This window comes from Pseudomonas sp. CFSAN084952 (assembly GCF_009648855.1).
Lineage (GTDB): Bacteria > Pseudomonadota > Gammaproteobacteria > Pseudomonadales > Pseudomonadaceae > Aquipseudomonas > Aquipseudomonas paracarnis.
Genome location: NZ_CP045767.1, coordinates 5629752 through 5655180, shown reverse-complemented (window position 1 = coordinate 5655180; position 25429 = coordinate 5629752). Strand labels below are relative to the sequence as shown.

General features: G+C 55.7%; 20 protein-coding genes. 2 read left to right on the top strand and 18 right to left on the bottom strand.

Annotated elements, in window-relative coordinates:
- Nucleotide 1 precedes the first annotated feature (1 nt).
- Entirely contained in the window at nt 2-1033 is a 1032-nt protein-coding gene (locus GH769_RS25705) for an SDR family oxidoreductase (protein WP_032901743.1), read from the top strand.
- A gap of 49 nt (nt 1034-1082) precedes the next feature.
- On the opposite strand, the gene GH769_RS25700 is transcribed toward GH769_RS25705, so the two are convergent.
- The 8 genes from GH769_RS25700 to GH769_RS25665 form a co-directional block, all read right to left on the bottom strand.
- Nucleotides 1083-1670 (bottom strand): hypothetical protein, encoded by a 588-nt coding sequence (locus GH769_RS25700; protein WP_032901741.1) that lies wholly within the window; start codon nt 1668-1670, stop codon nt 1083-1085.
- Nucleotides 1667-2239, bottom strand: coding sequence for an RNA polymerase sigma factor (locus tag GH769_RS25695; protein ID WP_032901739.1), 573 nt, complete (start codon nt 2237-2239; stop codon nt 1667-1669). Before GH769_RS25695 ends, GH769_RS25700 begins: the two co-directional genes overlap by 4 nt.
- Before the next feature lie 147 nt (nt 2240-2386).
- Complete coding sequence (locus GH769_RS25690; protein WP_032901738.1) at nt 2387-4033, bottom strand: VWA domain-containing protein; 1647 nt, start codon at nt 4031-4033, stop codon at nt 2387-2389.
- A 201-nt stretch (nt 4034-4234) separates the two neighbouring features.
- Nucleotides 4235-4885: a DUF799 domain-containing protein gene (locus tag GH769_RS25685; RefSeq protein ID WP_005783625.1), complete on the bottom strand. Its 651-nt coding sequence runs from the start codon at nt 4883-4885 to the stop codon at nt 4235-4237.
- Nucleotides 4882-5244: a DUF4810 domain-containing protein gene (locus GH769_RS25680; protein ID WP_032901737.1), complete on the bottom strand. Its 363-nt coding sequence runs from the start codon at nt 5242-5244 to the stop codon at nt 4882-4884. Before GH769_RS25680 ends, GH769_RS25685 begins: the two co-directional genes overlap by 4 nt.
- A gap of 29 nt (nt 5245-5273) precedes the next feature.
- Nucleotides 5274-5954 carry a CsgG/HfaB family protein gene (locus tag GH769_RS25675; RefSeq protein WP_005783620.1) on the bottom strand — a complete coding sequence of 227 codons (681 nt, stop codon included), beginning with the start codon at nt 5952-5954 and terminating at the stop codon, nt 5274-5276.
- A gap of 1664 nt (nt 5955-7618) precedes the next feature.
- Nucleotides 7619-8311: a hypothetical protein gene (locus tag GH769_RS25670; protein ID WP_032901601.1), complete on the bottom strand. Its 693-nt coding sequence runs from the start codon at nt 8309-8311 to the stop codon at nt 7619-7621.
- A gap of 73 nt (nt 8312-8384) precedes the next feature.
- Nucleotides 8385-8777 (bottom strand): DUF2846 domain-containing protein, encoded by a 393-nt coding sequence (locus GH769_RS25665; RefSeq protein ID WP_171905465.1) that lies wholly within the window; start codon nt 8775-8777, stop codon nt 8385-8387.
- Nucleotides 8778-9251: 474 nt separating this feature from the next.
- On the opposite strand from GH769_RS25665, the gene GH769_RS25660 reads away from it, so the two are divergent.
- Nucleotides 9252-9509, top strand: a complete 258-nt coding sequence (locus tag GH769_RS25660; protein ID WP_005783616.1) for a hypothetical protein — start codon at nt 9252-9254, stop codon at nt 9507-9509.
- A 264-nt stretch (nt 9510-9773) separates the two neighbouring features.
- On the opposite strand, the gene GH769_RS25655 is transcribed toward GH769_RS25660, so the two are convergent.
- The 10 genes from GH769_RS25655 to GH769_RS25610 form a co-directional block, all read right to left on the bottom strand.
- Nucleotides 9774-10439 (bottom strand): hypothetical protein, encoded by a 666-nt coding sequence (locus tag GH769_RS25655; RefSeq protein WP_032901603.1) that lies wholly within the window; start codon nt 10437-10439, stop codon nt 9774-9776.
- A gap of 143 nt (nt 10440-10582) precedes the next feature.
- Nucleotides 10583-10990, bottom strand: coding sequence for an Imm63 family immunity protein (locus tag GH769_RS25650; RefSeq protein ID WP_020302870.1), 408 nt, complete (start codon nt 10988-10990; stop codon nt 10583-10585).
- Nucleotides 10991-11660: 670 nt separating this feature from the next.
- Nucleotides 11661-12038: a hypothetical protein gene (locus GH769_RS25645; RefSeq protein ID WP_081088332.1), complete on the bottom strand. Its 378-nt coding sequence runs from the start codon at nt 12036-12038 to the stop codon at nt 11661-11663.
- 210 nt (nt 12039-12248) lie between these two features.
- The gene (locus GH769_RS25640) at nt 12249-12692 is read right to left on the bottom strand and encodes a hypothetical protein (RefSeq protein WP_072435749.1); all 444 of its coding nucleotides are present in this window, start codon (nt 12690-12692) and stop codon (nt 12249-12251) included.
- A 116-nt stretch (nt 12693-12808) separates the two neighbouring features.
- Nucleotides 12809-13504, bottom strand: a complete 696-nt coding sequence (locus GH769_RS25635; RefSeq protein ID WP_019819568.1) for a hypothetical protein — start codon at nt 13502-13504, stop codon at nt 12809-12811.
- Nucleotides 13505-13671: 167 nt separating this feature from the next.
- Complete coding sequence (locus GH769_RS25630) at nt 13672-14268, bottom strand: hypothetical protein (protein ID WP_019819566.1); 597 nt, start codon at nt 14266-14268, stop codon at nt 13672-13674.
- A 297-nt stretch (nt 14269-14565) separates the two neighbouring features.
- Entirely contained in the window at nt 14566-15057 is a 492-nt protein-coding gene (locus tag GH769_RS25625) for a pentapeptide repeat-containing protein (RefSeq protein WP_153649902.1), read from the bottom strand.
- Nucleotides 15058-15278: 221 nt separating this feature from the next.
- The gene (locus GH769_RS25620) at nt 15279-15656 is read right to left on the bottom strand and encodes a hypothetical protein (RefSeq protein WP_108538508.1); all 378 of its coding nucleotides are present in this window, start codon (nt 15654-15656) and stop codon (nt 15279-15281) included.
- A gap of 97 nt (nt 15657-15753) precedes the next feature.
- A complete protein-coding gene (locus tag GH769_RS25615; RefSeq protein ID WP_014716394.1) occupies nt 15754-16377 on the bottom strand; it encodes a hypothetical protein in 624 nt (207 codons plus the stop codon).
- On the bottom strand, nt 16377-25418 hold the full coding sequence (locus tag GH769_RS25610; RefSeq protein ID WP_032902124.1) for a filamentous hemagglutinin N-terminal domain-containing protein: 9042 nt from the start codon (nt 25416-25418) through the stop codon (nt 16377-16379). Before GH769_RS25610 ends, GH769_RS25615 begins: the two co-directional genes overlap by 1 nt.
- Between the last annotated feature and the right edge of the window lie 11 nt (nt 25419-25429).

Here is a 25429-nt window from a genome sequence, read left to right as displayed (position 1 = left end):
TATGAACACGAACCCCAATCGCTTGCGCAGCACCTTTGTGACCGGTGCCACCGGCTTGCTGGGCAATAACCTGGTACGGGAGCTGGTCGCACGGGGTTATGCGGTGAAGGCGCTGGTGCGCTCGGCGGCCAAGGGTGCGCAGCAGTTCGGCGATGTGCCGGGCGTGGAGCAGGTGGTGGGGGACATGGCGGATGTGGATGCCTTCGCGGCGGCGTTGCAAGGCTGCGATACGGTGTTTCACTGCGCGGCGTTTTTTCGCGATAACTACAAGGGCGGCAGCCATTGGGAGGAACTGGATAAGATCAATGTCGTCGGTACGCGAGCCCTGCTGCAACAGGCGTATGACGCCGGTGTGCGACGGTTTGTACATACTTCGTCGATTGCCGTGCTCGACGGTGCCCCCGGTACGCCGATCGACGAGACGTGCCTGCGGGCCGAGGCCGATGCGGACGATTACTACCGCAGCAAGATTCTGGCTGAGCGGGAGGTATTGAGGTTTCTTGAAAGCCATCCGCAGATGCACGCTTGCATGGTGTTGCCCGGTTGGATGTGGGGGCCGGGTGACCGTGGGCCGACGTCTTCGGGGCAGTTGGTCCGGGACGTTATCAACAGCAAGTTGCCGGGGCTGATTCCTGGCACCTTTTCGCTGGTCGATGCCCGCGATGTGGCCTGGGCGCACATCGCCGCCGCCCAAAGCGGGCGACGGGGCGAGCGTTATCTCGCAGCCGGTCGCAACTTGACCATGCGCCAGCTGATTCCGGCGCTGGGGCGTATTGCCGGGGTCAAGGTGCCCTCCCGCCAACTGCCGCTGCCCGCGCTGTACCTGTTGGCAGCGGTGCAAGAGGCCTACGCGTACCTGACCGGCAAGCCCATCTTGCTGAGCATGGCGACATTGCGGCTGTTGATACGCGAGGAGCACCGTACCCGCTTTGACCACCGTAAAAGTGAAGAGGAACTGGGGCTGAGCTTTCGCGGGTTGGAGCAGACCCTAGCGGACACGGTGGGCTGGTACCGAGCCTACGGCGGGTTGTAATAAAAAGCCCCAGGTCGACAGGCCTGGGGCTTTTTTCGTGGCGGCAGATTTAACGCGTTTGCAGTGCTTCTAACCGTGCCGGCAAATCCTCCTGCGGGAAGCGTTGGTACAGCGCCAGCAGTTTCTCGTCCGCCGCCTTGGTTTCCCCCGCTCGACGCAGGTTCACAATTTCCTGCAGACCCTCTTCCAACGTCGGCAGCGCCCGTTTGCTGAGTTTCAGCGCTGGCTGATCCGCCACTGCGCTTTCGGCTTGAGCTGGCGCACTTTCAACCCGTGGCGCTATCGCCATCCGGGCCATGGGCGCGGGGGCGGAGAAGGCTTGCGGCGCTGGCTGGGCGGCTTCTTCGTGGCGCGGCGCGGAGAATGTCGCTGTGGAGATTTCGGGTTGCGGCACGGGGGAGCGCATGACCACGCCGATCATCAGTGCCAACCCGGCGACGGTAGCGAATGCCATTTGCCAGCGCGGGCGTTGGCAGGCTTGCAGCCAGCGTTGCCACAGGCTGGGTTGCGGCTGCGGGGCTTCGCGGCGGGCGGCGTTGAGGATGAAGGCGTCGAGGGACGCGGGCGGTTCGCCCGTGCTGTGTTGACGGTAGTGCTGGAGCAGCGCGTCGTCTGGGGTGTGTCGGGAGTCAGTCATACGGGTACCTCCTCGGCCAGCAGGCGCCGCAATTTTTGCAGGGCGTAGCGCAAGCGGCTTTTTACGGTTTCCAGCGGGGCGCCGGTGAGGGTGGCGATTTGCGGTACTTCGAGGTCGCCGTGCAGGCGCAGCAGAAACACTTCGCGCTGGTCTTCGGGCAACGCTTGCAGGGCCGCGTCGAGGCGCGCCTGGTCGCGGCTGAGGGTCAGTTGCTGCTCGGGGCCGTCGCTGTCGTCGGCCTGGGCGTGCAGCTGTTCATCGTAGCTGTCATGCAGGGGGTTGTGGATGCCGTGCTTGCGCCAATGGTCGATCAGGCGGTTGCGGGCGATCTGGAACAACCAGGTGCGAAAACTCGCCCGGCCTTGTGGCTGGGTGGTGCTGCGGATGAGGCTGAGCCAGGTGTCCTGGTAGATTTCTTCGGCCAGTTCGGCTTTGTTGCACAGGGACACGAGGAAGCGGTACAGGCCCTGGCGGTGGCGGCTGTACAAAGCTTCGAAGGCGGCAGCGTCACCGGTTCGGTAGCGGGCCAGCAGCGATTCGTCGCTGGGTGAGTCGTCTGGAACGGCCATGTAGTGGGCGAACTCCTTTTGGTCAGCCGAAGCAGGGTTAGTGTGGGAGCTGGCTTGTCGAATCGTCGCAACGCTGCGATGGCATCCACTCGGTGTGCCTGGTGAACGAGTTGTCTGCATCGCAGGCAAGCCAGCTCCCACATTGGTTCATTGTTGTGTTCGGGATTCTGGTTTGAGGCTTTGGGCCAGCTCCACCAGTTGCACGAATTCGTTGCGCAGCCCGAACGGGTCATCGCCGCGGGCCGAGCGCGCCAGTTTGGCGGTGTCTTGCAAGCTCATGGTGCCAGTGTAGCGGCCATCGCCCTTGAGCTGTTGGGCGAAGGCGGCCACGGCAGACGAGAAACGCAGGTCGTCGCTGGCCGGGGCAGCCTGGTTGGCGATGGGGCGTTCGATCAACTGGCTGCTACCGCCCGTAGCGGGCTTGTAGCGCACCCGAAGCATCGCCAGCTCATCGGATTTGCCTTCGGTCGCAGGCGCCGCGGCGTAACGCAGAGGCTCCAACCAGCCCTTCTCGCCCTTGGGCACGATTTCATACAGCGCGGTCACCGTATGCCCTGCGCCAATCTCGCCGGCATCGACTTTGTCGTTGTTGAAATCCTCACGCTTCAGGGCGCGGTTTTCATAGCCCAGCAGGCGGTATTCGCTGACCTGGGCCGGGTTGAATTCCACCTGCAGTTTCACATCCCGCGCCACCACGGCCAGGGTAGAACTGAGTTGCTCCACCAGCACTTTGCGCGCTTCGCGCAGGTTGTCGATGTAGGCGTAGTTGCCGTCGCCCGCGTCGGCCAGTTGTTCCATCAGGTGTTCGTTGTAGTTATCCACACCAAAGCCGAGGGTGGTCAGGGATACGCCGCTTTTACGCTGAGCCACGGCCATTTGCTTGAGGCTGTCGAAATCGCTGATGCCCACATTGAAGTCGCCGTCGGTAGCCAGCAGGATGCGGTTGATGCCGTTGGCAATAAAGCCTTCGCGGGCCATCTGGTAGGCCAGTTCGATGCCGGACGCGCCCGCCGTGGAACCGCCGGCGGTGAGTTGGTCGATGGCGTTGCGGATCTTGGCTTTTTCACTGCCCGAGGTGGGCTTGAGCACCACGCGGGATTCACCGGCGTAGACCACCAGTGACACGCGGTCCTGATCACGCAGTTGATCCACCAGTAATTTCAGCGTGCTTTTGACCAGCGGCAAGCCTTCGCGACGGTCCATGGAGCCGGACACGTCCACCAGGAACACCAGGTTGGCGGGCGCCAGTTCGGCCACGGGTTTATCGGAGGCCTTGATGCCGATGCGCAGCAGTTTTGTGCGCGGGTTCCATGGCGTGGTGGCGACTTCGGTGGTGACGCCAAAGGGCGAACCATCGGTGGGCAGCGCGTAATTGTAGGGAAAGTAGTTGACCATTTCCTCCAATCGCACCGCGCCTTCGGGCGGTAGACGGCCTTGGTTGAGGAAGCGCCGTACGTTGGCGTAGCTGCCCGTGTCGACATCCACGCTGAAGGTGGAGACCGGAGTTTCGGCGACGCGGTGCACGGGGTTGTCGGGCAGGTTGGCGTATTGCTCGCGGGGTTCGCTGCGGTAGTCCATCGTCGCCATTTCCCGCACCCTCATTGGTGCCGGCATGGCCATCCGCTTGACCACTGCATTCTGGATCGGCGCGCTGTGCAGCTCGGCGAGAGGCGCCGGTTCAACCGGTTTGGAGACTTCGGGGGACGATGACAGCCCACACCCAGCCAGCGCCACCAGCAGGGTAACGGTGAAGCCTTGGGCAGCGGGACGCAGGTAAAGCAGAGGGCGGGACATGGGGCTGAACCTCGTGAATGAATGAGCCGTTCACAAGGTCAGACGCGAGGTAGATTGGGTTCGGGTTAAACCCTTGAAATTCACCCCGATCAATGTGGGAGCTGGCTTGCCTGCGATAGCGGTGGGCCAGTGCTGGAAAGGCTGCCTGACACACCGCTATCGCAGGCAAGCCAGCTCCCACAGTTGAATGGCGGTGTTCTCTTAGTCCGTGCCGTACTTGGGGTTACGCGGGCCGTACAAGATGCCGGTGCGTTGCCCTGCCGACAGCAACCGCGCACTGGTGATACCGGCAATCGGGTGCGCCGCATCGGTGGAGCTGTTGATCACTTGCTTGACCGCCGCCGTGATCAGCATGCCCACCAGGCCGCCGCCGTTGTTGTTGCCCTCCTCGCTCGACGCCCGCGCAGAACCTGTCCACAAGGTGGTGCCGGTGCGCAGGTCCACCAGTTTGGCCGAGGCCGTCACCGAGGTGTCGCTGGAGATCAGCATGTACTGGGTGCCGTACTCGCTGATGGTGATGTACAGCGCCGCGTCCGCACCAAAGATGTCATGCAGCTTGGCCGGTTGTACGGCCTGGATATCGTTGGCGGTGGTGAGGCCGTTCTGGCGGAAGGTTTCGTCCACCAGGGCAATCGGCAACACGTAGTAGCCGGCTTCGGCCAGCGGGTAGGTGACTTGCGACACCAGGCTGTAAGACGCCTGCACTTCCGGCGATTCATTGATCGGCGGCAGTACCAGGATCGACTTGGGCCGCGCCTGTTTGTACGCCGAATAATCAACCGTCTTGGGCGCGGCACAACCGCCGAGCAACGCCAGGGCCAGTAAGGCGCCGGTGAGTTTTAACAGGCTCATTTGGTGGCGACTCCGGCTTTGGCGTTTTTCAACAGAAAGTCCATGTACGCAGCAGACTCGGGGAACAGCGCCTTCTCGGTGCGAAACTCCTGCACCATCTGGTCATCCTTGCCCATGTTCATGTACAGCATGCCCAGGTGCGCGTGGTAACCCGGCGGCGCCTTGCGGCCACTGGCGTTGATCTTCTGCAGATCGCGCTCCAGTGCTTCCACCTGTGCTTCCTTGGGCTCGCCTTTGAAGTACTCGTAAACCTGCGGCTGGTAGCTCTCCCATTGATACAGGGGCTGGGGCGCCGTCTGGCACCCGGTTACCGTTGCGACTGCTGCCAGCGTCAGCGCCAATTTCACTGCCTTGCTCATCCGTGTACTGCTCCTTGTGGTGTGGCTGATCAGTTACGCGGGTTCCAGGCGCCGGCGTTGATGCCGTCGACCAGGCGGTTGATCGCTTCGCGCATGGCCAGGTCCAGCACCTTGCCATTGAGGGTGGAGTCATAGCTGGCGGTGCCGCCGAAGCCGATCACTTCACGGTTGGACAGCGCGTACTCACCGGCGCCCTGGGTGGAATACACCACTTCGGAGGTGTTGATGTTGACGATATTCAACGCGACTTTGGCGTAGGCCACTTGGGTCTTGCCACGGCCGAGGATGCCGAACAGCTGGCGGTCGCCGGTTTCTTTGCGGCCGAACTCGGTTACATCGCCAGTCACTACGTAGTCAGCGCCCTTGAGCTTCTGCACGGTGCCTTTGATTTTGGCTTCCTGGGAGATTTCACCCATGTTGTCACGGTCCAGCACGCTGAAGCGGTTGGTCTGCTGCAAGTGGGTGATGAGGATGGTCTTGGCCTGGCCGCCGAGACGGTCAACGCCATCGGAGAAGATGCCGCGCATGTAGCTGGAGCGGTTATCGAACTTACCCACGGCAATCGGCACACGCACGCCGGAATAGGCAACGTGGGCGCTGGCGACTTGCTCCACCGGCATCGCGCGGTTGCTCTCGGTGGCACAACCGGCCACGGTCAACAGCGCCGCGGCGGTGAGGCCCGACAGCAGGATTTTGGACAGTGTCTTCACAGGGTGCTCCTTGGGTGAGGAAATCAGCGTTGCTGGGTTTTCCAAGGAGAAAGGCAGCCTGAAAACGCGCTGGCCTGGATTCTTCCCTGAAAGACGGTGATGCAACGGCTGCGGCATTTTACGGGGTTGAGAGCGGTTCTCAAGTTGTTTCGGCCATAGGTGGGGGGCTTACCCTACTGCCGACCGCAATACTCAAAGCAACGAAGATCCAATGTGGGAGCTGGCTTGCCTGCGAAAGCGATAGTGCAGCAACAGATGCAGCGACTGACACACCGCCTTCGCGGGCAAGCCCAATGCCGATCGATTAAACGAACGCAATGCCCAAAGCAACGAAGATCCAATGTGGGAGCTGGCTTGCCTGCGAAAGCGATAGTGCAGCAACAGATGCAGCGACTGACACACCGCCTTCGCGGGCAAGCCCAATGCCGATCAATTAAACGAACGCAATGCCCAAAGCAACGAAGATCCAATGTGGGAGCTGGCTTGCCTGCGAAAGCGGTAGTGCAGCAACAGATGCAGCGACTGACACACCGCCTTCGCGGGCAAGCCCAATGCCGATCAATTAAACGAACGCAATGCCCAAAGCAACGAAGATCCAATGTGGGAGCTGGCTTGCCTGCGAAAGCGGTAGTGCAGCAACAGATGCAGCGACTGACACACCGCCTTCGCGGGCAAGCCCAATGCCGATCAATTAAACGAACGCAATGCCCAAAGCAACGAAGATCCAATGTGGGAGCTGGCTTGCCTGCGAAAGCGGTAGTGCAGCAACAGATGCAGCGACTGACACACCGCCTTCGCGGGCAAGCCCAATACCGATCAATTAAACGAACGCAATGCCCAAAGCAACGAAGATCCAATGTGGGAGCTGGCTTGCCTGCGAAAGCGGTAGTGCAGCAACAGATGAAGCGACTGACACACCGCCTTCGCGGGCAAGCCCAATGCCGATCAATTAAACGAACGCAATGTTCAAAGCAACGAAGATCCAATGTGGGAGCTGACTTGCCTGCGAAAGCGATAGTGCAGCAACAGATGCAGCGACTGACACACCGCCTTCGCGGGCAAGCCCAATGCCGATCAATTAAACGAACGCAATGCCCAAAGCAACGAAGATCCAATGTGGGAGCTGGCTTGCCTGCGAAAGCGGTAGTGCAGCAACAGATGCAGCGACTGACACACCGCCTTCGCGGGCAAGCCCAATACCGATCAATTAAACGAACGCAATGCCCAAAGCAACGAAGATCCAATGTGGGAGCTGGCTTGCCTGCGAAAGCGGTAGTGCAGCAACAGATGAAGCGACTGACACACCGCCTTCGCGGGCAAGCCCAATGCCGATCAATTAAACGAACGCAATGTTCAAAGCAACGAAGATCCAATGTGGGAGCTGACTTGCCTGCGAAAGCGATAGTGCAGCAACAGATGCAGCGACTGACACACCGCCTTCGCGGGCAAGCCCAATGCCGATCAATTAAACGAACGCAATGCCCAAAGCAACGAAGATCCAATGTGGGAGCTGGCTTGCCTGCGAAAGCGGTAGTGCAGCAACAGATGCAGCGACTGACACACCGCCTTCGCGGGCAAGCCCGCTCCCACAGGGGAACTGCGCTTAACCCTGACTGGTATTAGTCCAAGCCCGCCCACCAACAGCAGCCAGCCTTCGCACAGCCCTACTTGAGCTCCTTCACCAGGTACTGCGCAGAAATCTGCGTAATCCCGGTCAACGCCCGGCGCAAAGCTTCCGGGTCCGTGCGGTAGGTTAACGGTGTATAGCCATAAACGTTCTGACCATTAAACGGCGTGACCGCTTCAAAGGTGCGCCAGATCATCTCATCGCCCCGATCCATCTGCGCTAACACGTTAAGGGTCGGATAAATCACACTGCTGAAACCCTGGGTCAGGCGAAAGCCCCACTCGGACACAGTCAGCTGAATCTGCGCATCGGCGGGCTCATCATCGCCGACCACCTTGAGCGTCGACGTCTTACCCAACTCATCGACAAAGGCCTGTTTGAGCAACACGCCTACATCGAGTTTTTCCGCCTCCATCACCGTCAGAATAGCCACCGGCGTCGGCATCTCGGCCAACTGCCCAAGCTTCATGCCGCCGGCAAACCCGGCGCCACTCAACGCCGCAGTACCCAGCTTGGACGCCCCGCTGGCCATGCCAACACCCGCGCCAACCCCGGCACCCAGGGCCGCGCCCCAGGCCTGTTCGCGGCCGAAGTACACCATGTTCTTTTCCCACTTCACGGGCAGGACTTTGACGGTCTTGATCTGCGCGCGGTTTTCGGGAGTGAGGGGGTGGCTGACGCAGCCGCCGAGGATGAGGGTGGTGAGGAGAATGAAAAGGAGGTTTTTCACATCAGTCCTTTAATGTTTGCAGTGAATACGAGAAGTCGGCAGAGCCTGGACCCTGCCGACACACTGGCTCAACTCATTTGCTTTCTTTGGCAATGGTGCCCAAGGACGCATCCTTGACCAGGTAACGGCCTTCGACTTCGCTCAGCGCTTTGAGGCTGTTACGCGCCACGGCGAAGCCCATTTCGACTTCCTGCTTGAGGTAAACCACCTCACCCGCTTTGACATCAATCGGCATGTCCGCCCAGTTTTCAGCCTTGGAGCTGATCACGTGTTTGCCCGGCGTCACGAAAAAATAGATGTACTGGTTACCACGGTTGTAACCCATCTCCGAGTCGGCTTCCTTGTCATCCAGGAACACATTGAACCGCACCATCATCCCGACATTGCTAGGGCGCACGACGTACACCAAACCTTTATCGGCCACGGCAGCCTTGGGCAGCGAATAGTTCGCCACGTCAGCCTGCATCTTCTCCACCGACGGCGTCGAGGAACAGCCAAACAGCGTGGCAAGGGACAGAACGACAGCGGCTTTGCAGAACAACTTGATCATGTATTTCTTCCTTGTGGGTAAGGGTGGAGCGGTTTTGAGAGTGCCGATGATGGCGGGATCTCATTTTTATGGCATGGCCCGAAGCATTGTGCCATTGCTGTGATGCCTTGCGCGGTTTTGGGTGAGGGGCTTATAGTCCGGCCGTCGCCCATACGGCGATCAGGTTTGGCGACCTGACAACAGAGTGCAAAAGCAATCCGCTTCATGCAGGTGTTTTTGCACCCGCAAAGCTGTGCTCGTTATGGCGGCTGTGCGCGGGAGACCTTCGGGTCTGCCGGTTTACTCTGTTGCCGGTTCGCCAACCTGCGTACAGCTGCCACCCATTCGTTTGGCGACGATTGAGTGGTGGCTTCAACCACCAAAAACAGAGTGTTAAGTATGAATAGATACATGCCCCTAACCGGCCACGACTGCACCGTCCCAGCCCTGATCATCGACACCCAGGCACCTCTCGACGTCCTTCACGACGCCGCCGTGCACCGCATTCGGGCCGTCACCCAACTGCTGGAAAACCTGGCCTTCCGCGAACAACTCAGCAGCGATGCCGTAGTGCTTTCAGACTTCGCCCACTTGCTGGCCATTCCGCTGCGCGATGGGTGTGATTTGCTGGATGTCATCAGTCGCAGGCTTAATGCCGATCCGTCCTGAGTGAAAACCGGGCGGCCTTTGTGTCGCCCGCTTTGTGCTCAATTCCCTTGGCCCCTGTCTTTATAGTTAGACTCACGCTCTTTACGATTTTTCAACCAGGACTGTATCCAAACTCCTACCCCAGTAGGTATTGCGTAAATGAAAAAGGTGAAAAAGAGGACAGATTTATTTAGTGCGCCTTTAAACTCTAATTTAAGTAAATCTGCCCCCTTTTCGTTTGCAATCAAAACTGCAATACACCAACCAATTTGACTAGACAAAAAATCAAACCACTAAGCTCTTTATTCGATCACCCGCACTGAGTAGTTCGTCGGCAGAAAGCGGAGTATAACTAATTACAATCAAAACCCCCTCTTCAAACTCACACACTTCTTCTACATAACCATTCAACAAATCAACAAGTTCACGAGGCCCTTTTTCAAAGGCGCGAAAACACAACTCCTTATCGAAATAATTCGCTGCATTTATACGAAAAACGCCATCCCTACCGTTAACGTCTTTTTTTGTAGCATCACAAGCTTCCAACACTAAAGGCCAATCGCTCCTCGTAACACTCCAATCATGTAAAGCTGAGCGATAGGAGCCAAACGCCTTTATATAAACAGGAAAAACAACCTTCAACAAATACGAATAGTCGACTTTGGAGTCTGTAAATTCAATAAATAGCGTATCATCAAACTGCGCATCATCTTGGAGATACTTCTGATCTCGCAGAGCATATGAAATTCGACCTTTAACGCCGACTGGAAGTAGCTTATCCAATGACACCGAGGTCACCAACTCGCTTCCAATAGGGGGAACTTCAAAGGCATCGTTCAAACTCCACGGAACGCCCAAATCGCCTATAGCTCTCAAAAAATCTTTATGCCTCTCTTCGATAGACTCTGAAACACTAGGTCTATGCCGAAACTCAAGCTTATATTTAGTCATTACCGTGCCACCCTTACAGAAATATTTCGAACAAAAGGGGACAGATTTATTTAATATGCTTTTCAACTCTAATTTAAATAAATCTGTCTCCTTTTCTCACCTTTTCTCAAACCCTTAACCTTTCCTGATCATTCCCATCGACTTCAACTATCTGAAAATGGAGCGGCGAGCAGTACCGCCTCGATTTCATCAGACGCTTTTTTTCCCCATTCCTTATTAATCCTACTAAGTTCCGAGAGGTACTTTTCAAAAATCATTATTCTGGAGTCTTTTCCGGCAGCACGATGGGAGAGCTCGTAATCTACCGCCATATTGAAAGCTACACGACTGATTATCCAAAAGAGAAGTTCATCCAGCGAATGCGTGTGCTTTCTGAAAATCTCATAACCTCTTTCTGAGGAGACATATTCAAAACCCTCACTTTTAAACTCCACGTGAGGAGTACCATCTTCGGGGGAGCTCTCTCTAACCAACAGCATAGACTTAGGCGCTCCCAACTTAGCGCCTATCAAACTCACGGTTTTCTGCAGCTCACCGAAATTGGAAACCATACTAATTCGTTCGTCTCAACAAAAGGGGACTGATTTATTTAATGCACCTTTAAACTCTAATTTAAATAAATCCGCCCCCTTTTCTCTCTTTTCTTTACCCTTAAAACAGCAGTTAAAAGACATAACATCCTTTTTCGTTAGAAGTTTCGTATCTCCATGACTTTATTAGCCGATCCGCAGCGACAAAAACCGAATATCGGCAATCTCTAATCCAAGTTATGTAATACCGCCTGCCTCCGTTTTCATCAACAACCTTATCAAAGGTCTTATTTTTATTTACAGGCGACCAATATGAGTCGCCACATCCTCGAGTGCAGTCTTTGTAAAGGTGGGAATCGAAATGAGTACCTACCCATAGATTCATTCCATTTTCCCAATTGGAATGGGAAGGTGCGCAGCCAGCCAAGGCCGACAATAATACTACTAAAAGCCATTTATTAATTTTCACGCTTTTTCTCCGACTCAATTGCTGGGCGCTACTTATCGTACAGTGCTCCATAATTTACAAGCAGAGCAGGCGGCACGAACAAAAGGGGACAGATTTATTTAATAGGTATTTTTCAACTCTAACTTAAATAAATTCTTCCCCTTTTTTTCAGTCTCCTTTTTTCATTTCCACATTATTGCTAACACACCCTCATCTCTAACCCAAAAAAATCTATCCTACCTTTTAAAATACAACACTTGGAAATACTTTACGAAACATATGCTGTATCGCTGGCAACCGGGCTAGTTCGTCCAACATTTCGGCAGCCGAAAGCGGCATATCGTAGGGTACCGTGCCACGGAGCAGTGCTATTCCATATAAGGCATATTCCTCGTTTTTAGAGTGACTCCAATTTGGAACATAGCCAATTACTTTATAGATCTTGAAAATAGGCTCATCAAACTCAATCAAATCATATAAAAAATCTGGAGCTCCCTCCGCCCCTAAAAATCCTGCGCACCACGATTGTAACTCTGATCTATCAATAGCCTCGCAGAACAGACAGGTAATTACAAACCCTAAAAGCTCATCACTGTAACGCTCAGTTTTTTCTATAATCACTTTCCGCCCCCCATAGCTTCACCACCTATGTGTCCAATTTTGCTGTGAACAAAAGGGGACTGAACGAAAGGGGACAGATTTATTTAATATACCTTTCAACTCTAACTTAAATAAATCTGTCCCCTTTTCCTTGAGTGAAAATCGGGCGGCCTTTGTGTCGCCCGCTTTGTGCGTGAGCAATCCAACCAAAAAACCGGTCCACTTTTTTCGTCATTTCACGCAGCAAACTTGATCATCAGAAAGATAATAAAGTCCCTCCAGTTTTCCGCAAATGGAAGGAAGACCAAAAATCGGTTCTGAGGTATAAGAAATAGGCAACTCGGATCTAATCAAATCGGCGAACTCCGAACTTTCCCACGCGGGAGTTACTATACCGTTCCAAAAACTTACGGCCTCTCCCGTTCCAGACAATACAACAGGCCTCAAGTATTCAACTGCAAGATTGGAGTCCCAATACAAATAACCGCAATACACAGAGCCATTTTCACCAAAAAAATCAGCTCGAACGATAATCTGAAAGTCTGAGCACGTTTCCTGTTCGGCGAGGGGGCGTATAGTTAATTCGTCCTCCACGGTGTCGTCCATCGGAAAGAACCAAACGCTATAACTACCAAGATCATCAATCGTCAGCTCACATACTTGTTTATCCGTCATAACTCGCCGCGCCCTATGCAATTAAGCACAACAAAATAGGACAGGTTTATCTGATACACTTTCCCAGCTAAAATTTAAATAAATCTGTGCCATTTTCTCTCTATCCCTTATAGCGCCTATTGGTTTAAGTCAGCCATTAGTTTAGCTATCACTAACTCGAAAGCATTCTGCAAAGCGCTACGGAGAGCTTCAGGGTTTGTTGCGTACTCCTGAGGTGTATACGCCTGGACATTTCCCTCACTGAACGCTGTTACAGTTTCGAAATTCCTCCAAACTACTGCGTCGCCGAGCTTCATGGTCGCTACAATGCCCACTGTGGGATAAAGCTCTGCACTGTAGTTTTTCAAGGCAAAGCCCCATTCGGACACGACAAATTCTATATGCGCATCGGCCCGGCCGCCCTCCGGTTCAACTTTGAATAAATGCTCAGCACTGATCCGTGCCTCCAACAGTTGTTTGAACAACTGCCTTGGATCTATTTCGTTACGCTGCAAGTTCAACAAAATTGCCTGCCGTGGACTTGAAGCTCCACCATCAGCCACTTTCGCGCCCGCTGCCACACCCACGCCAGCCATAGCACTGGTAGCGACTTTGGACGAATCCGATGCCATTCCCACAGCCACCCCGGCACCGGCACCTAAGCCGGCCCCCCAGGCTTGATCCATGCTGGTGTACTTGAACTGCTGCTCCGAAAACGAGGCAGGCAAAATAGTGACAGTCGTGATTTTATGGCGGTTTTCAATGCTCAGGTCTTGTGTTACGCAGCCAACCAGCAGAAATAAAGTGCAAAAAACTACGAAAATTTTTTTCATACATAACACTCTTGAAAGTTAGGCGAACTTGAAAACTAAACCCAAAAGGCTTACCCCCCTAAATAAACGCAACTTCGTCCATCAAATCTTGACGCCCACCTTAGTTATAGCACGACGAAAGGCCATTTTTGTGTCAGATTCACGAATAAATCGCCTCAACACCACGACTAAACATAGCGAAACTTCCAGAGATCACCGCTCTTCATCCAATATCTCTCAGCATCTGGTATTAAAAAACTAAAATCTGAACACTTGGATGTCCAATCAGAATATGAGAGTTCCTCGTGGAATCGGTCTTGATCCATATGCATATATATTCTTCTATCAAAATTAATATAGAATACGGGCAACCTAGACGCTACACGGCCAACAAGACCGAATATATCCGCACTCAAACTCGCGCCTGACAAAAAGTAGCCCTCAACCTCTTTCAACAACCGGGGTAAACTACAGTCGTCATCCAGCTCAAAAATTTTTGAAAGGTCTTCACCCGTCAACACACCTTCACTAACACTATTTAGATACTGCGAAAAATTATCGGCTGTTAGCTTTAAAATTCCACCACGGAACACCCTACACGCTTCTTCATACTGCGCCTGGGTTATATGCCCTTTATCCAAATATGCGCGATAGTCTTTTTCCGCATCCAATGAAAAGTTATACTTATAATCCAAAACCCAATAACACTTAGCACCACTTACAAAAAAACAGATACTTTTCTCACCAGACCATAAACCATCAAGCACTTCTTTATTTAAATTCAATTCCCGAACTCCTTTAAAAATTCTTCATGAGCGTAAATGCGGGCGTTGCTTGAGTGCTTTTCAAGCAACGATTCCCACACCTTAGGAAGTTCCAGGGCTGTCCCAGGCTTGGTCGGATCTACAATTTTAGGCGCTGACGGGTCTCGGTTGACTCCTGGAATCGGACGTTGAGGAACTGCGTTAGCCATAATTTCACTATGGAGTTTAGCATCGACATCAAATACAACCACGATAGAAAAAGGGGACAGATTTATTTAATATGCTTTTCAACTCTAACATAAATAACGCCCCCCTTTTCTACTCTCGTTTAAGCACTTTAATCGCACCATAACTTTCTGGTCGAAACCCACTTGGCCAGACAGTAGCGTCATTATACGTAGCGCCCAAAAAAAACGCCTCTTCGATTCTATTTGCACAAATATCAGCGCCACATAAATTTGATCTAATAAAGCTAGCACCACCAATATCAGCACCATCAAAACTTGCACATGAAAGATTTGCACCGGCAAAATCAGCAAATGCTGCCATTGCGCCTGCGAAAGAAGTATTACTCATAACTGAATTCATAAAATTTGAATTCATCAGAGCTGCTCGATCAAATATAGCTCGATCTATAAACGCGTTAACAAATGAGGCACTTCTCAGATTCGAACCAGAAAAGTCGGCACTTCCAATATTAAGCTCATCAAATATAGCGCGATGCAACTGCAACCCTTTCAAACTTGCACCAACAAAACCATTTAAAGGTAGAGTTAATATCTCGCCCGTCTCAAAATTAATATTAATCATTTATCCCCCCAATCCACCGGATCCACCTTCACCTCAGACATTGGCTTAGTTAAGCCAGCTTTATTCGGCGGTAATGTTCCAACAAAATGGGACAGATTTATTTAATAGGCTTTTCAACTTTAATTTAAATAAATTTGTCCCATTTTTTAGTCCCCTTTTTTCATTTCCACATTATTGCTTACACACCCTCATCTCTACCCCAAAAAAATCTATCCTACCTTTTAAAATACAACACTTGGAAATACTTTACGAAACATATGCTGTATCGCTGGCAACCGGGCTAGCTCGTCCAACATTTCGGTAGCCGAAAGCGGCATATCGTAGGGTACCGTGCCACGGAGCAGTGCTATTCCATATAAAGCATATTTCTCGTTTTTAGAGCGACTCCAATTTGGAACATAGCCAATTACTTTGTAGATCTTGAAAATAGGCTCATCAAATTCAATCAAATCATATAAAAAATCTGGAGCTCCCTCCTCCCCTAAAAATCCTGCGCACCACGATTGTAACTCCAATCTATCAATAGCCTCGCAGAACAGACAGGTGATTACAAACCCTAAAAGTTCATCACTGTAACGATCAGTTCTTTCTGTAATCACTTTCCGCCCTCGAATCTCCCCTTTTTTAGGGGGGATAGATATTATCTAATAGGTCTTGTACTGCCATAACAGATCTAAATACATTTCCCCCACTCTTTTATTTTCGACAAACAAAGAACTTATCTTCACTGAGATACCCAATACCGCCTAAGCGCCAAAATTCGAAATATGAACGAAAGTCAAAATCCAGATTTATTAAAGGCTGCCCCATATACCAAGCCAAATAATAATCAGCGGCAACTCCGTAAAGGGCCTCAAACAGTGCGTACTCTTGCTCTGTTTTTAGCAACCTGCAATCCCTGACCTGATCCCCCACCAGTTCAAGTATCCAGTTGCTGGGAACGTCTAATTTATCATAATCGTTAAATTGATCTTTACTTCCATACAACAGTTTTGCACGTTGGCATATCCCGTATAACTCGTCGTCTCCAAGAGACTTACAGAAACTTGCCTGAGCTTGCAACCAGAGTTTTGCCTTTTGCATCAATTCAAAGTCGCTAGATTCAATCGTCGGGCATAGATATAACTTATCTTCAAGCGTACCAGCTTGGATCACCTCATTCACGCGCGATACCAAACTGTCAGCTTGAGGAAAATAGCTTAACGCTTCAGTAATTTCAGTTAGAGAAGAATGTACTTTGAACAGAGCTAAAAAATGCGACTTATCAAAATAAGTTCTTCCCTCACAAAAAGCGCACCAGTCATTTAAAAGGGTAGGCATTAATTTCTTCCTCTTGGTAACTCCGGCAAAAGAGAAGGATCGATTTTCCATCGATCGCGCAATGCCGTTACGCCCTTATTAAATTCGTTTAGGGACTTACTGTTATCAATAACAGCTTTTAGCTCATTATGGAAAGCACCTGAAGCATTCCCACCGTGACCGCCTGGTACCCCATCAATAGGGTTGACCCATGTCAATTCGGATGTTTTTGTTCTGAAACGCTGAATTTCACTCATCGGCACCCCCCATTGTTTGAATTCAGGAGCGCGACAAACCATACACCACTCATGCAAACCTCCTGGCTGACGAATTCTCGCCTCAATTGCCTCTCGGGTAGCCCTGTTTTCCCAAAGCACGTCTAGCTCTGCTGGCGACAGGTCGTCAAACCAACGTGTGAAAGCGCCGTTACGAACGCTAGGCACTTTGCCGTCAGGCACAAGCTCTTGAAACGTCCGGTCAGTGTGGCTTTCGCTTACAGGCGATCCGGCAGAAGGCACCTCATGAATCGAACAGCTTCCCGCATTACAGGTATAACAAGGCCCAATGTTATGTACCCAGGTACTTAGCTTGCCAACATAGAACGTATGTCCAATATCCACCGTCAGGTTGTACGTTTTACCCTGCGACTGCAGCAGCTTTATTGATACAACGGAGATCGAAGCCTCTTGAGTCGCCCCATCCCCCAACGACTGCAGTTGATCACCCGGCTTGAGCTCTATAAGTGGCACAAAGCCTTTGCGCTTAGGCACGTAGAACGGATGACCCGGCGTCACTTGCAGAGTCTCAGTGATACCTTGACCGGCACTGCCGTTCTTCACAAGCGTCAGCTGATAGATCGGTTGATCCGTGCGAATGTGGGTTGCTGAGACCTTCGACGCGAACGGCTCACCGCCTTCTTCAGGTTTAGTCCAGACGACGTCGCCCACCCTGAGCGCGTCAATGGCTCGTTCACCATCAGGGGTGGCGACCATAGTCCCGGCTGCAAAACAGCATGGGCTATAGCCTGCTAATTTGGCCTGTGCTTGGTTGGCAAACTGTTCAGTCCCCTTACCCGCCGCCGCATCCAAGCCTTTACCAGCGGCTGACTCAATGCCCTTTCCGGCAACAGTTTCTGCAGCCTTGCCAGCGATAGCCTCCGTACCTTTAACCGCTAATGCGTCGCGCGCGGCCAACTCTTTGATTGCGCTTAACAATGCTCCCTTGCCTACTCCACCTATGGGCATAAGCTCAGCAAGCAGCTTGAGATCAATATCTGAATTAATGCCACCACTTGCCAAAACACGTAGCCGGTCTATTTGCTCTGCTTGGGAGGCGGCGTCAGAACTGAGCGCGGCGATCTCAGGGAGTTTCGTGATAGCCGTACGCTCTCCGTATTGCTCGGACCACGCATCAGGCACAACACCCATGCCACCAGGTTCGTTGTTGTAGGTTGTGTTACTTGAAGGATTGAACAGCAGCGAATCCTTGTACTGCTTTTCTGTGGACTTGAACGCAACGACCTGATCCCCGTTGGCAACAATGGGGCTGCCATCTCCCCAGGTCAGCAGGACTTTCTCGTTTTGCAGCTTGGTGATAACTCCCCGCGCAACAGTCAGGTCGTCACCTAATGCTTGCCCTTCAGGGTTAGAAGGACCGTAACCGGCCAGAATCCCTTGAAGCTCATTGTTGGTTTTCTGATCGACCTCGCCTCCGGCAACAAACGTTAGGAGCGCATCCCACTCAAAACCAGATCGGCTTTGACCTTTGGTGGCATCTAAACTCTTGGCCTCTTGGGCCAGTCGTTTCTCTTCTTGAACGTGCAACTTGCGGTTGTATGACTGTGCATTCCCAGCGATTTCCGAGCCCATGGCGACATCGCCATCAACACTCGCGGCAGCGAGCAATCCCACCAGTTTCGAAGCCGCATTGACCAGACGATCGTGTTCCGCTGGATCATTGCCACTGAGCAAAGGCGACTTATCCAACGCCACAATAAGGGCTTCGTTAGCACCCGCAGCCATCGCTCCCGTTTTAAAGTCGCCGCCCATTGCTTCTGAAAGCAAACCACCTACAACAGCATGCAGTGCAGTTTTGCTCAGGTCGCTGTCTTGAAGTTTGAAGGCATTACCAAAATCACCAACGCCGGTGAACGCGGTCGCCTGCATTACATCGAAAAGGCTGCCCTTCATTGCATCCTTGAAGCTGCCTTGTCCAAGAGCTTCAGAGAGCGTTCCGCGCACGGCACCGCCAGCCAATTGGATCGTTCCAAAACGGCCAATCGCTGCGGGGTCATTCCAATGGGGTACAACGCTTGGTCCACTTACCTTGTTAGTTACAGGGTCGCTCTGCGCGCCAAACCAATTGCCACTGGCGTAATTCACAAAGCCCGCAGAAGCGCCCGCGATCAGTGACTGCTTCAAGCTGTCGCTGCTGAAGGTTTCCTTGAATGCGGCCCCCAAGTTGCCTTTATTGTTTATGGTGCTGACGACGCCGGTACTGGCAAGCGAGGTCAACGAGGCAGTCGCGATGACGTTGCCCAACCCTGCTGCAGTTCCTGCGACTGCTGCGGTGGTCGACGTCGCAGCGGTAGCGGCTGTCGCGGCAGCCATAGTGGAGCCGGCCCCTACAGCGCTACCTGCCGAAGCAGCTAGCGCACTGGCCGCTCCCGCCGTCAACACGGTGACAACGATGATAATTGCCAGCATTGCGCCTTGGCCGAGGCTGGAGTGGCTGTATTTAAAGGAGTCGTGCAACTCCTTCACATGCCGCCAATCCACATCCCCACGCTTCTCGGCTTCTTTCAACCAAGCCAACTGTGGGTCTGCTTTGACCATCACATCAATCGTCTGGCTAACCGTGTTCTGATCAATCTGTTTAATGTCGATCTTCAGCCCGTTAACCGCCTTGATCGCCAACTCACCCTGTGCCTTCAACTCACTTTGGCGCAACGTCTCGTCGGTATTCCCCTTGCCCTTCGCGCTGGTCCACGCCAGGTCACTCTTGCTCTTCTCGTGGCTCTCCTGGTGCAGGTCTTTGACCGCCTCGAAGGTCACCGCGCCGCCACTGGTGATGGCCAGGTCCTTACCGCTCTCAAGCTTGGCCCGCTGATACAGCTGATCACCGCCACTGACCAGCGACAGATCACCACCAGTCTTGATCTCAGTCCCCACATTTGTAACGTGGGTCACCTCATCACGCTTGGTCTTCTTCGCGCCCCAGCCCCCCTTCTCCTTCATGTCGTAAAGGCTGTAGGTGCTGTTCTGCGCAGCCAACAAACTCAACTTATCCCCGCTATACAGATAAGCCTCATTCCCCGCACTGATCCTGCTCGCCACGATCGTGGTGTCACGCCCCGCCTGGCTGACAAAATCCCCACCCGCCGTCAGCACGCTCGCCACTTGAGTGGTCTGGTCGTCCGAGGTCTTGATGCGTTTTTTGCCGTCCTTTTCCTTGCCCTCAACGTTGTGCATGTCGCTGACCGAGGCGACGTTGAGGTCGCGGCCGGCGGCGATGTTGAGGTCTTTGCCGGCGGTGGCGGTGCTGCCGATGATGTTGACGTCTTGCCCGGCCTGCATGTTGAGGTTGCCGCCCGCCGTGACGCTGGCGGCGAGGTTTTTGACGTCGGTGGTGATGCTGGATTTCTCGCCGCCGTTGCGGGTCTCGTGTTTGACGCTGGTGTCGCTGGCGGCGATGAGGTTGAGGTCGCGGCCGGCGGTTAAGTTAGCGTCGTTGCCCGCTACCAGTGCGCCTCGGTTGGTGAGGTCGCGGCCGGCGTCGATGGCGAGGTTTTCGCGGGCGACGATGGTGCCGGCGCTGGTGTCGGTGAGGGTGCGCATGCCGGCGCCGTCACGTACCTGGATGGCGGTGGTTTCGTTGGTGATGTCGCCTTTGAGGGCCGTGAGGCTGACTTGTTTGCCGCGGATTTCGCCGGCCATGGCGTTGCGGATGCTGTCCTGGGCGAGCAGGTTGAGGTTGTTGCCGGCTTCGACCAGGCCGCCGGTGTAGATGCTGCCGCTGCTGATGGCGGAGAGGTTGTTGCTGGCGCGCAAGGTGCCGACGTTGATCAGGTCGCCGCCGGTGACCAGGTTGAGGTCGCGGCCCTGGATGAGGCTGTTGCCGCGCACGTTGCGCGAGTCGGCCTGGGCCAGGTACAGCACCGGTACGAGGACGGTCTGGCCGTCGATGACGCGGTTTTCCATCCACACGATGTCGTGGGTCAGGGCGCCGACTTGCTGGTCGGTGAGGGCCACGCCCAGGCTCAGGCGCAGGGCGTCTTTGCTGGCAAGGCCGTTGTCCATCAGGTAGCGGAACTGGTCGGCGTCGCTGTACAGGCCGCCGGCGAGGAAGCGTTGGCCGGTTTGGGCGAGCACGGCGTCGCGGATCAGGCGGGTTTCGTACTGGCCGTCTCCGAGGCGGCGCCAGGCATTGTCGGCAGTGAAACCGAGTTTGCCGAGCATGTAGTCGGAGCTGAAGAAGCCCGACACCGAGGTGAATTCGGGGTTGGTCTCGATCAGGTAGTGGCTGGTAGGGTCGGCGTTTTTGACGAACAGACCGTACTCGCCCTTGGGCAGTTGGAAGGTGGGCGAGGTGGTGGGATCGACCGGGGCAAACGCGGTGCCGGTGTAGTCCACAGGCACGAAGCCGCCACCAGGGGCAACGCCTACCACGGGCAATACGCTGCCAGGCGCCTGGGCGCTCGGGTCGTTGGCGTGTTTGCTCAGGTTGATGTTGATGCCGCCGACGGGGATGCCGGTCTGATCGTCGCCGAGGGTGCCGGTCAACTGGGCCAGGGTGTTGTTGTGCAGCGTGCCGTTTTGCAGGGTGCGGGCGACGTTGAGGTTGACCGTGCCGCCCGCTTGCAGGGTGGCGTCGTAGCCGGGGCCGCTGTTGTTGGTCCAGGTGGTGACGTCACTTGCGTAGGCGAACGGTAGGCTATTGGGTGAGCGGCTTTTGAGTTCTTCGAAGCGCGCCTTATCGAAATTCCCGGCCGCCGTGGCCGCATTGAACGCGGGCACGTCGACATATTGCATGCGTTCAAACAAATCGTCGGAGACGTGACCTGGCGTGCCGATGACAAGCTTGCGCTGGCCCGTGCGCGTGGCAGCGCCCTGGTTGAGCAGGTCACCGGCGGTGATGCTCAAGTCGCCATTGGCGGCCATCAGGCTGTAGCGGTTCTGCACAGTGTCGCCTTGCAGCAGCATGTTTTTGCCCGCCACCAGGCGCGCCGCTACCGAGTCCTTGGTCGCCGCCTCAAGGTACGTTTCGTAGATGGTGATCTCGCCACGTTCCCAGTTGTCGCTCTCGCCGCAGTGCTGGCCACAGATCCAACTCAAGCTGCCGGTGGTCAGCGTTTGCCCGAGTTCGAATTCATCTTTGGCGTTTTCGATAAAGCCCGCATTGATGCCGATCGAGCCTTCGCTTTCCACGGTGCCGGAGCGGTTGCTGAACAGCACGGCACGCCCGCCATCGCGGGCGGCGAAGCTCAGGTTGCCTTTGCTGTAGACATCGCCATAGCTGTTGCTGAAGCCATTGCTGCGCAAGGTCATGTCGCCGCCGCTGAACAGCAGCGTGTTGGCGGCATTGGTGATGCCGTTGACTGCGGTGAGGTTCACTGCACCCTGGGCACCGAGGGTGCCACGGTTGTTGATTTGCGCGGCGGCGATGTCCAGTTGCTGGCGGGCGGTGAGGAAACCGAGGTTGTCCAGGGTGCCGCCCAGGGTCAGGCGCGCATTGGTGGCCGCCAGGCGGCCGCCGTTCTGGCTGAGGTTGTTGGCGGCGACGGTGAGTGTTTGCAGGGCCGAGACGCGGCCGCTGTTGGTGATATCGCCGGTGGTGATGCTGATGTCGCCGTCGCTGAGCAGTTCGCCGCCGTTATCCAGGCTGGCCACGTTGAGGATCAAGCCCTTGGCGCTGGCCAAGCGGTCACCGGCCTTGAGGGCCAGCCCTTGGTCGCTCTTGTAGGTGAGCACGTCGTTGAGTTGCACACGGCCCAGGCCGTCGACTTTACCGAATGCCCAGTCGGCGCTGCCCATGCCCTGGATATTGCCCTGGCTGCCTGCGAGGCTGGCGGTGTTGAGGTGGAACAGGCCGGTGCCGGCGTGTTGCAACATGCCGTTCTGGTTGTTGAGGCTGGCGGCGTCAAGGCTGAAGGCCTGGCTGCCGAATTCGAGGGTGCCGTTCTGGTTGTTCAGCGCGCCGCTGAGGTTGAGTTTGCTGCTGGCGCCGCCCAATGCACGCAGTTGCCCGCTGACGCTGTTATCCAGGTTGCCGCCGGTGAGGGCCAGGCCCTGGTTGGCTTCGATCAGGCCGCCCTGGTTGGTGAGCGTGTTGCGTGAGGTCAGGTTGATCTGATTGCCGCTGACCTGGCCGCCCGCGCTGTTGTCGAGGCTGGCGCCGCTGACGGTCACTTGTTCTTTGCCGAACAGCTTGCCGCCACGGTTGGCCAGGGCCTCTACGGTCAGTTGCAGGTTGCCGACCAGGCTGGCCATCAGGCCGCCGCTGGCGTTGTCGACGCTGTTGGCGGTGACGCTCAGGCTGTCGCCCTGCACGGTGCCGCCCTGGTTATCCAGGCGGGTGGTGTTCAGTTCGGTGAGCGCGCCGCCGCTGAGGATCAGACCCTTGCGGTTGCTCACATCCTGGCCGCTGTAGCTCAGGCCTTCGGCGCCGGCCAGCAGTTGGCCGTTGTCGTTGCTCAGGTGCTGGGCGGCGATGTCCAGGCGCTTGCCGCGCAGGGTGCCGCCGTCGTTGTTGAGGGTGGTGAGCTGCTTGACCAGCACGCTGCGTTCGCCCGCGTCGATCTGGCCGCCGACGTTGGCGAGCAGGTCGCTGACCTTGAGCACCACGTCGCCGCCGTCGCTGACCAGCGCGCCTTTGTTGCTGTTGGTGAAGGTCTGCGCGGTGACGTCGACGGTCTGGCCCAGCAGGATGCCGGCGCTGTTGTCCAAGCGCTCGCCTTGCAGTTGCAGCAGGCCCTCGCTCTGGATGCGGCCCTGGGCGTTGAGCAACTGGCCCGGGCCTTTGAGCAGCAGGCTTACGCCCTGGGCACCACCGGCCAGCAGGCCGGCGTTGCGGTTGTCGAGGCCCGAGGCGCGCACGTCGAGGTGGTCACCCAACACGCGCCCGGCGCGGTTGTCGATGTCGCCGCCGGCCACGTCGAGCAGCAGTTGCTTGCCGACGATCGTGCCGCTCTGGTTATCCAGGTTCGCGGCGTGCAGTTCGATATCGCCCTGCCCGGCCTGCAAGCGGCCCTGGGCGTTGTTGAGCTGTTGCGCGGCGGTGAGGGTGAGCTTGCCGGTGTCGGCGCTCAGTACGCCGCCTGCGTTGCTGCTGAGGGTGCCGGCAGTTACGTTCAGATCGGTGTTGGCCTGGGTAAAACCCTGATTGTTGTTGAAGGTGTTGGAAACGGCGAGGTTGAGCGCGCCACCGTCGGCCTGGATCAAGCCCTTGAGGCTGTTGTCGAGGTTGCTGGCAGTGACGGTCGCGGTTTTGGCCACCAACACGCCGTTCTGGTTGTTCAGGTTGCCGGCGTTGACGGTCAGGTCGTTGGCGATGACTTGCCCGCCGCTGTTGTTCAGGTCGGCACTGGTGAGCACCAGGCTGCCACCGGCCATTTCGATACGGCCTTGGCGGTTGTCCAGGGAGGCGCTGTTGAGCGTGGCGGCCTGGCCTTCGCCGAAGCGGATCAGGCCGCCAAGGTTGACGATGGCCGGCGAGTTGATCGCCAGGGTTTGTTCGCCAAACAGACGTGCGCTGGCGCCCTGATTGGTGAGTTTGGCGCTGCTGACCTCGACGGTCTTGGCCTGGATGATCGCGCCCTGGTTGGTCAGCGCTTGCGCGGCGGTGATCGCCAGTGCACGGCTGGCCAACAGGTTGCCGCTGGTGGTGACGGTTTGCGCGTTCACCACCAGATCGCCGGTGGTGTTGCGGCTGTTATCAGCGGCGACGCCGGCTTCGATGATGCCGGGGTTGTTCACGCTGGCCGCGTTGATCTCGATGCGCTGGCCGGCGGCGATGCTCTTGCGGTTGACCAGGGCCTGGGCGCTGGTGACCTGCACGTTGCCGTTGGCGTAGACCTTGTCGGTGAGGTCGACGTTTTGCGCGGTGACTTTGACGTTACCGGTGGCCACCGTTTGCGCCATGCTCAGGCGCCCGTTGGCGTCGAGCTGAATATCGCCACCACTGGCCGCCAGGGTGCCGTCGAGCTTCACGCCCACACCGGCCTCGGTGCCCACCAGTTTGATCGCGCCGGCATACATGCCGCCCAGGGCCGAGGAGTCGATTGCCAACTCGGGTTTGGCGCTGCCGTCATCGGCACGGGCGGTGGTTTTCAGGCTTTGCGCATCGACGTCGTTGCGCCCGGCGATCACGTTGAGTTCGCGGGCGTTGATTTGTGCGTTGATCTTGGCCGAGCGGGTGATGATATCGAAGCGTTCGACATTGCTGGCGTTCAAGCCCTGGCCGTCGATGGTCACGGCGCCGCCATCCACTTCATAGCGCTGCAATTGGCCGCTGGCGTCGAGCACCGGTTTGCCGGTGGTGAGGGTGACGTTGGGGGTGTTGATAAAGCCGCAACCGCTGCACGTCACGCCGTACGGGTTGGCGACGATGACCTTGGCCGACTGCCCCGCCACTTCGGTGTAGCCGCGCAACTGGCTGGGGCTGCCGCCGTTGACTTCGTTGAGGATGACGTTCGCCGCGCCGCCCTTGAGGTTGGGGTTGCCGACAATGATCCCGCCCAGCTGGGTGTTGACCATGGCGCCGTTGCCATTGTTGAGGATCACGCCGTTGGGGCCGACGTTGTAGTCCTTGAACTGGTTATGGGACAAGCCCGCGCCATTGGGGGTGGCGATGTTGACCACCGGCACGCCATTGCCCGCCGCGCCCACGGTGGTGCCCGGCGCACTGACCACGATGCCCTCAGCCTGGGCCAGCAGCGGCTGCCAGAACAGTGCGTTGGCAAGGATCAACGCCAGCCCGCGCTTGGGCAGGCCGAAGAACGCGTCCCTGCGCTTCAGGGCGGCAGAAGGTTGGCGGGCCAGGAAGGCGAATTGGCGAACATCCATTGTCAGGCTCT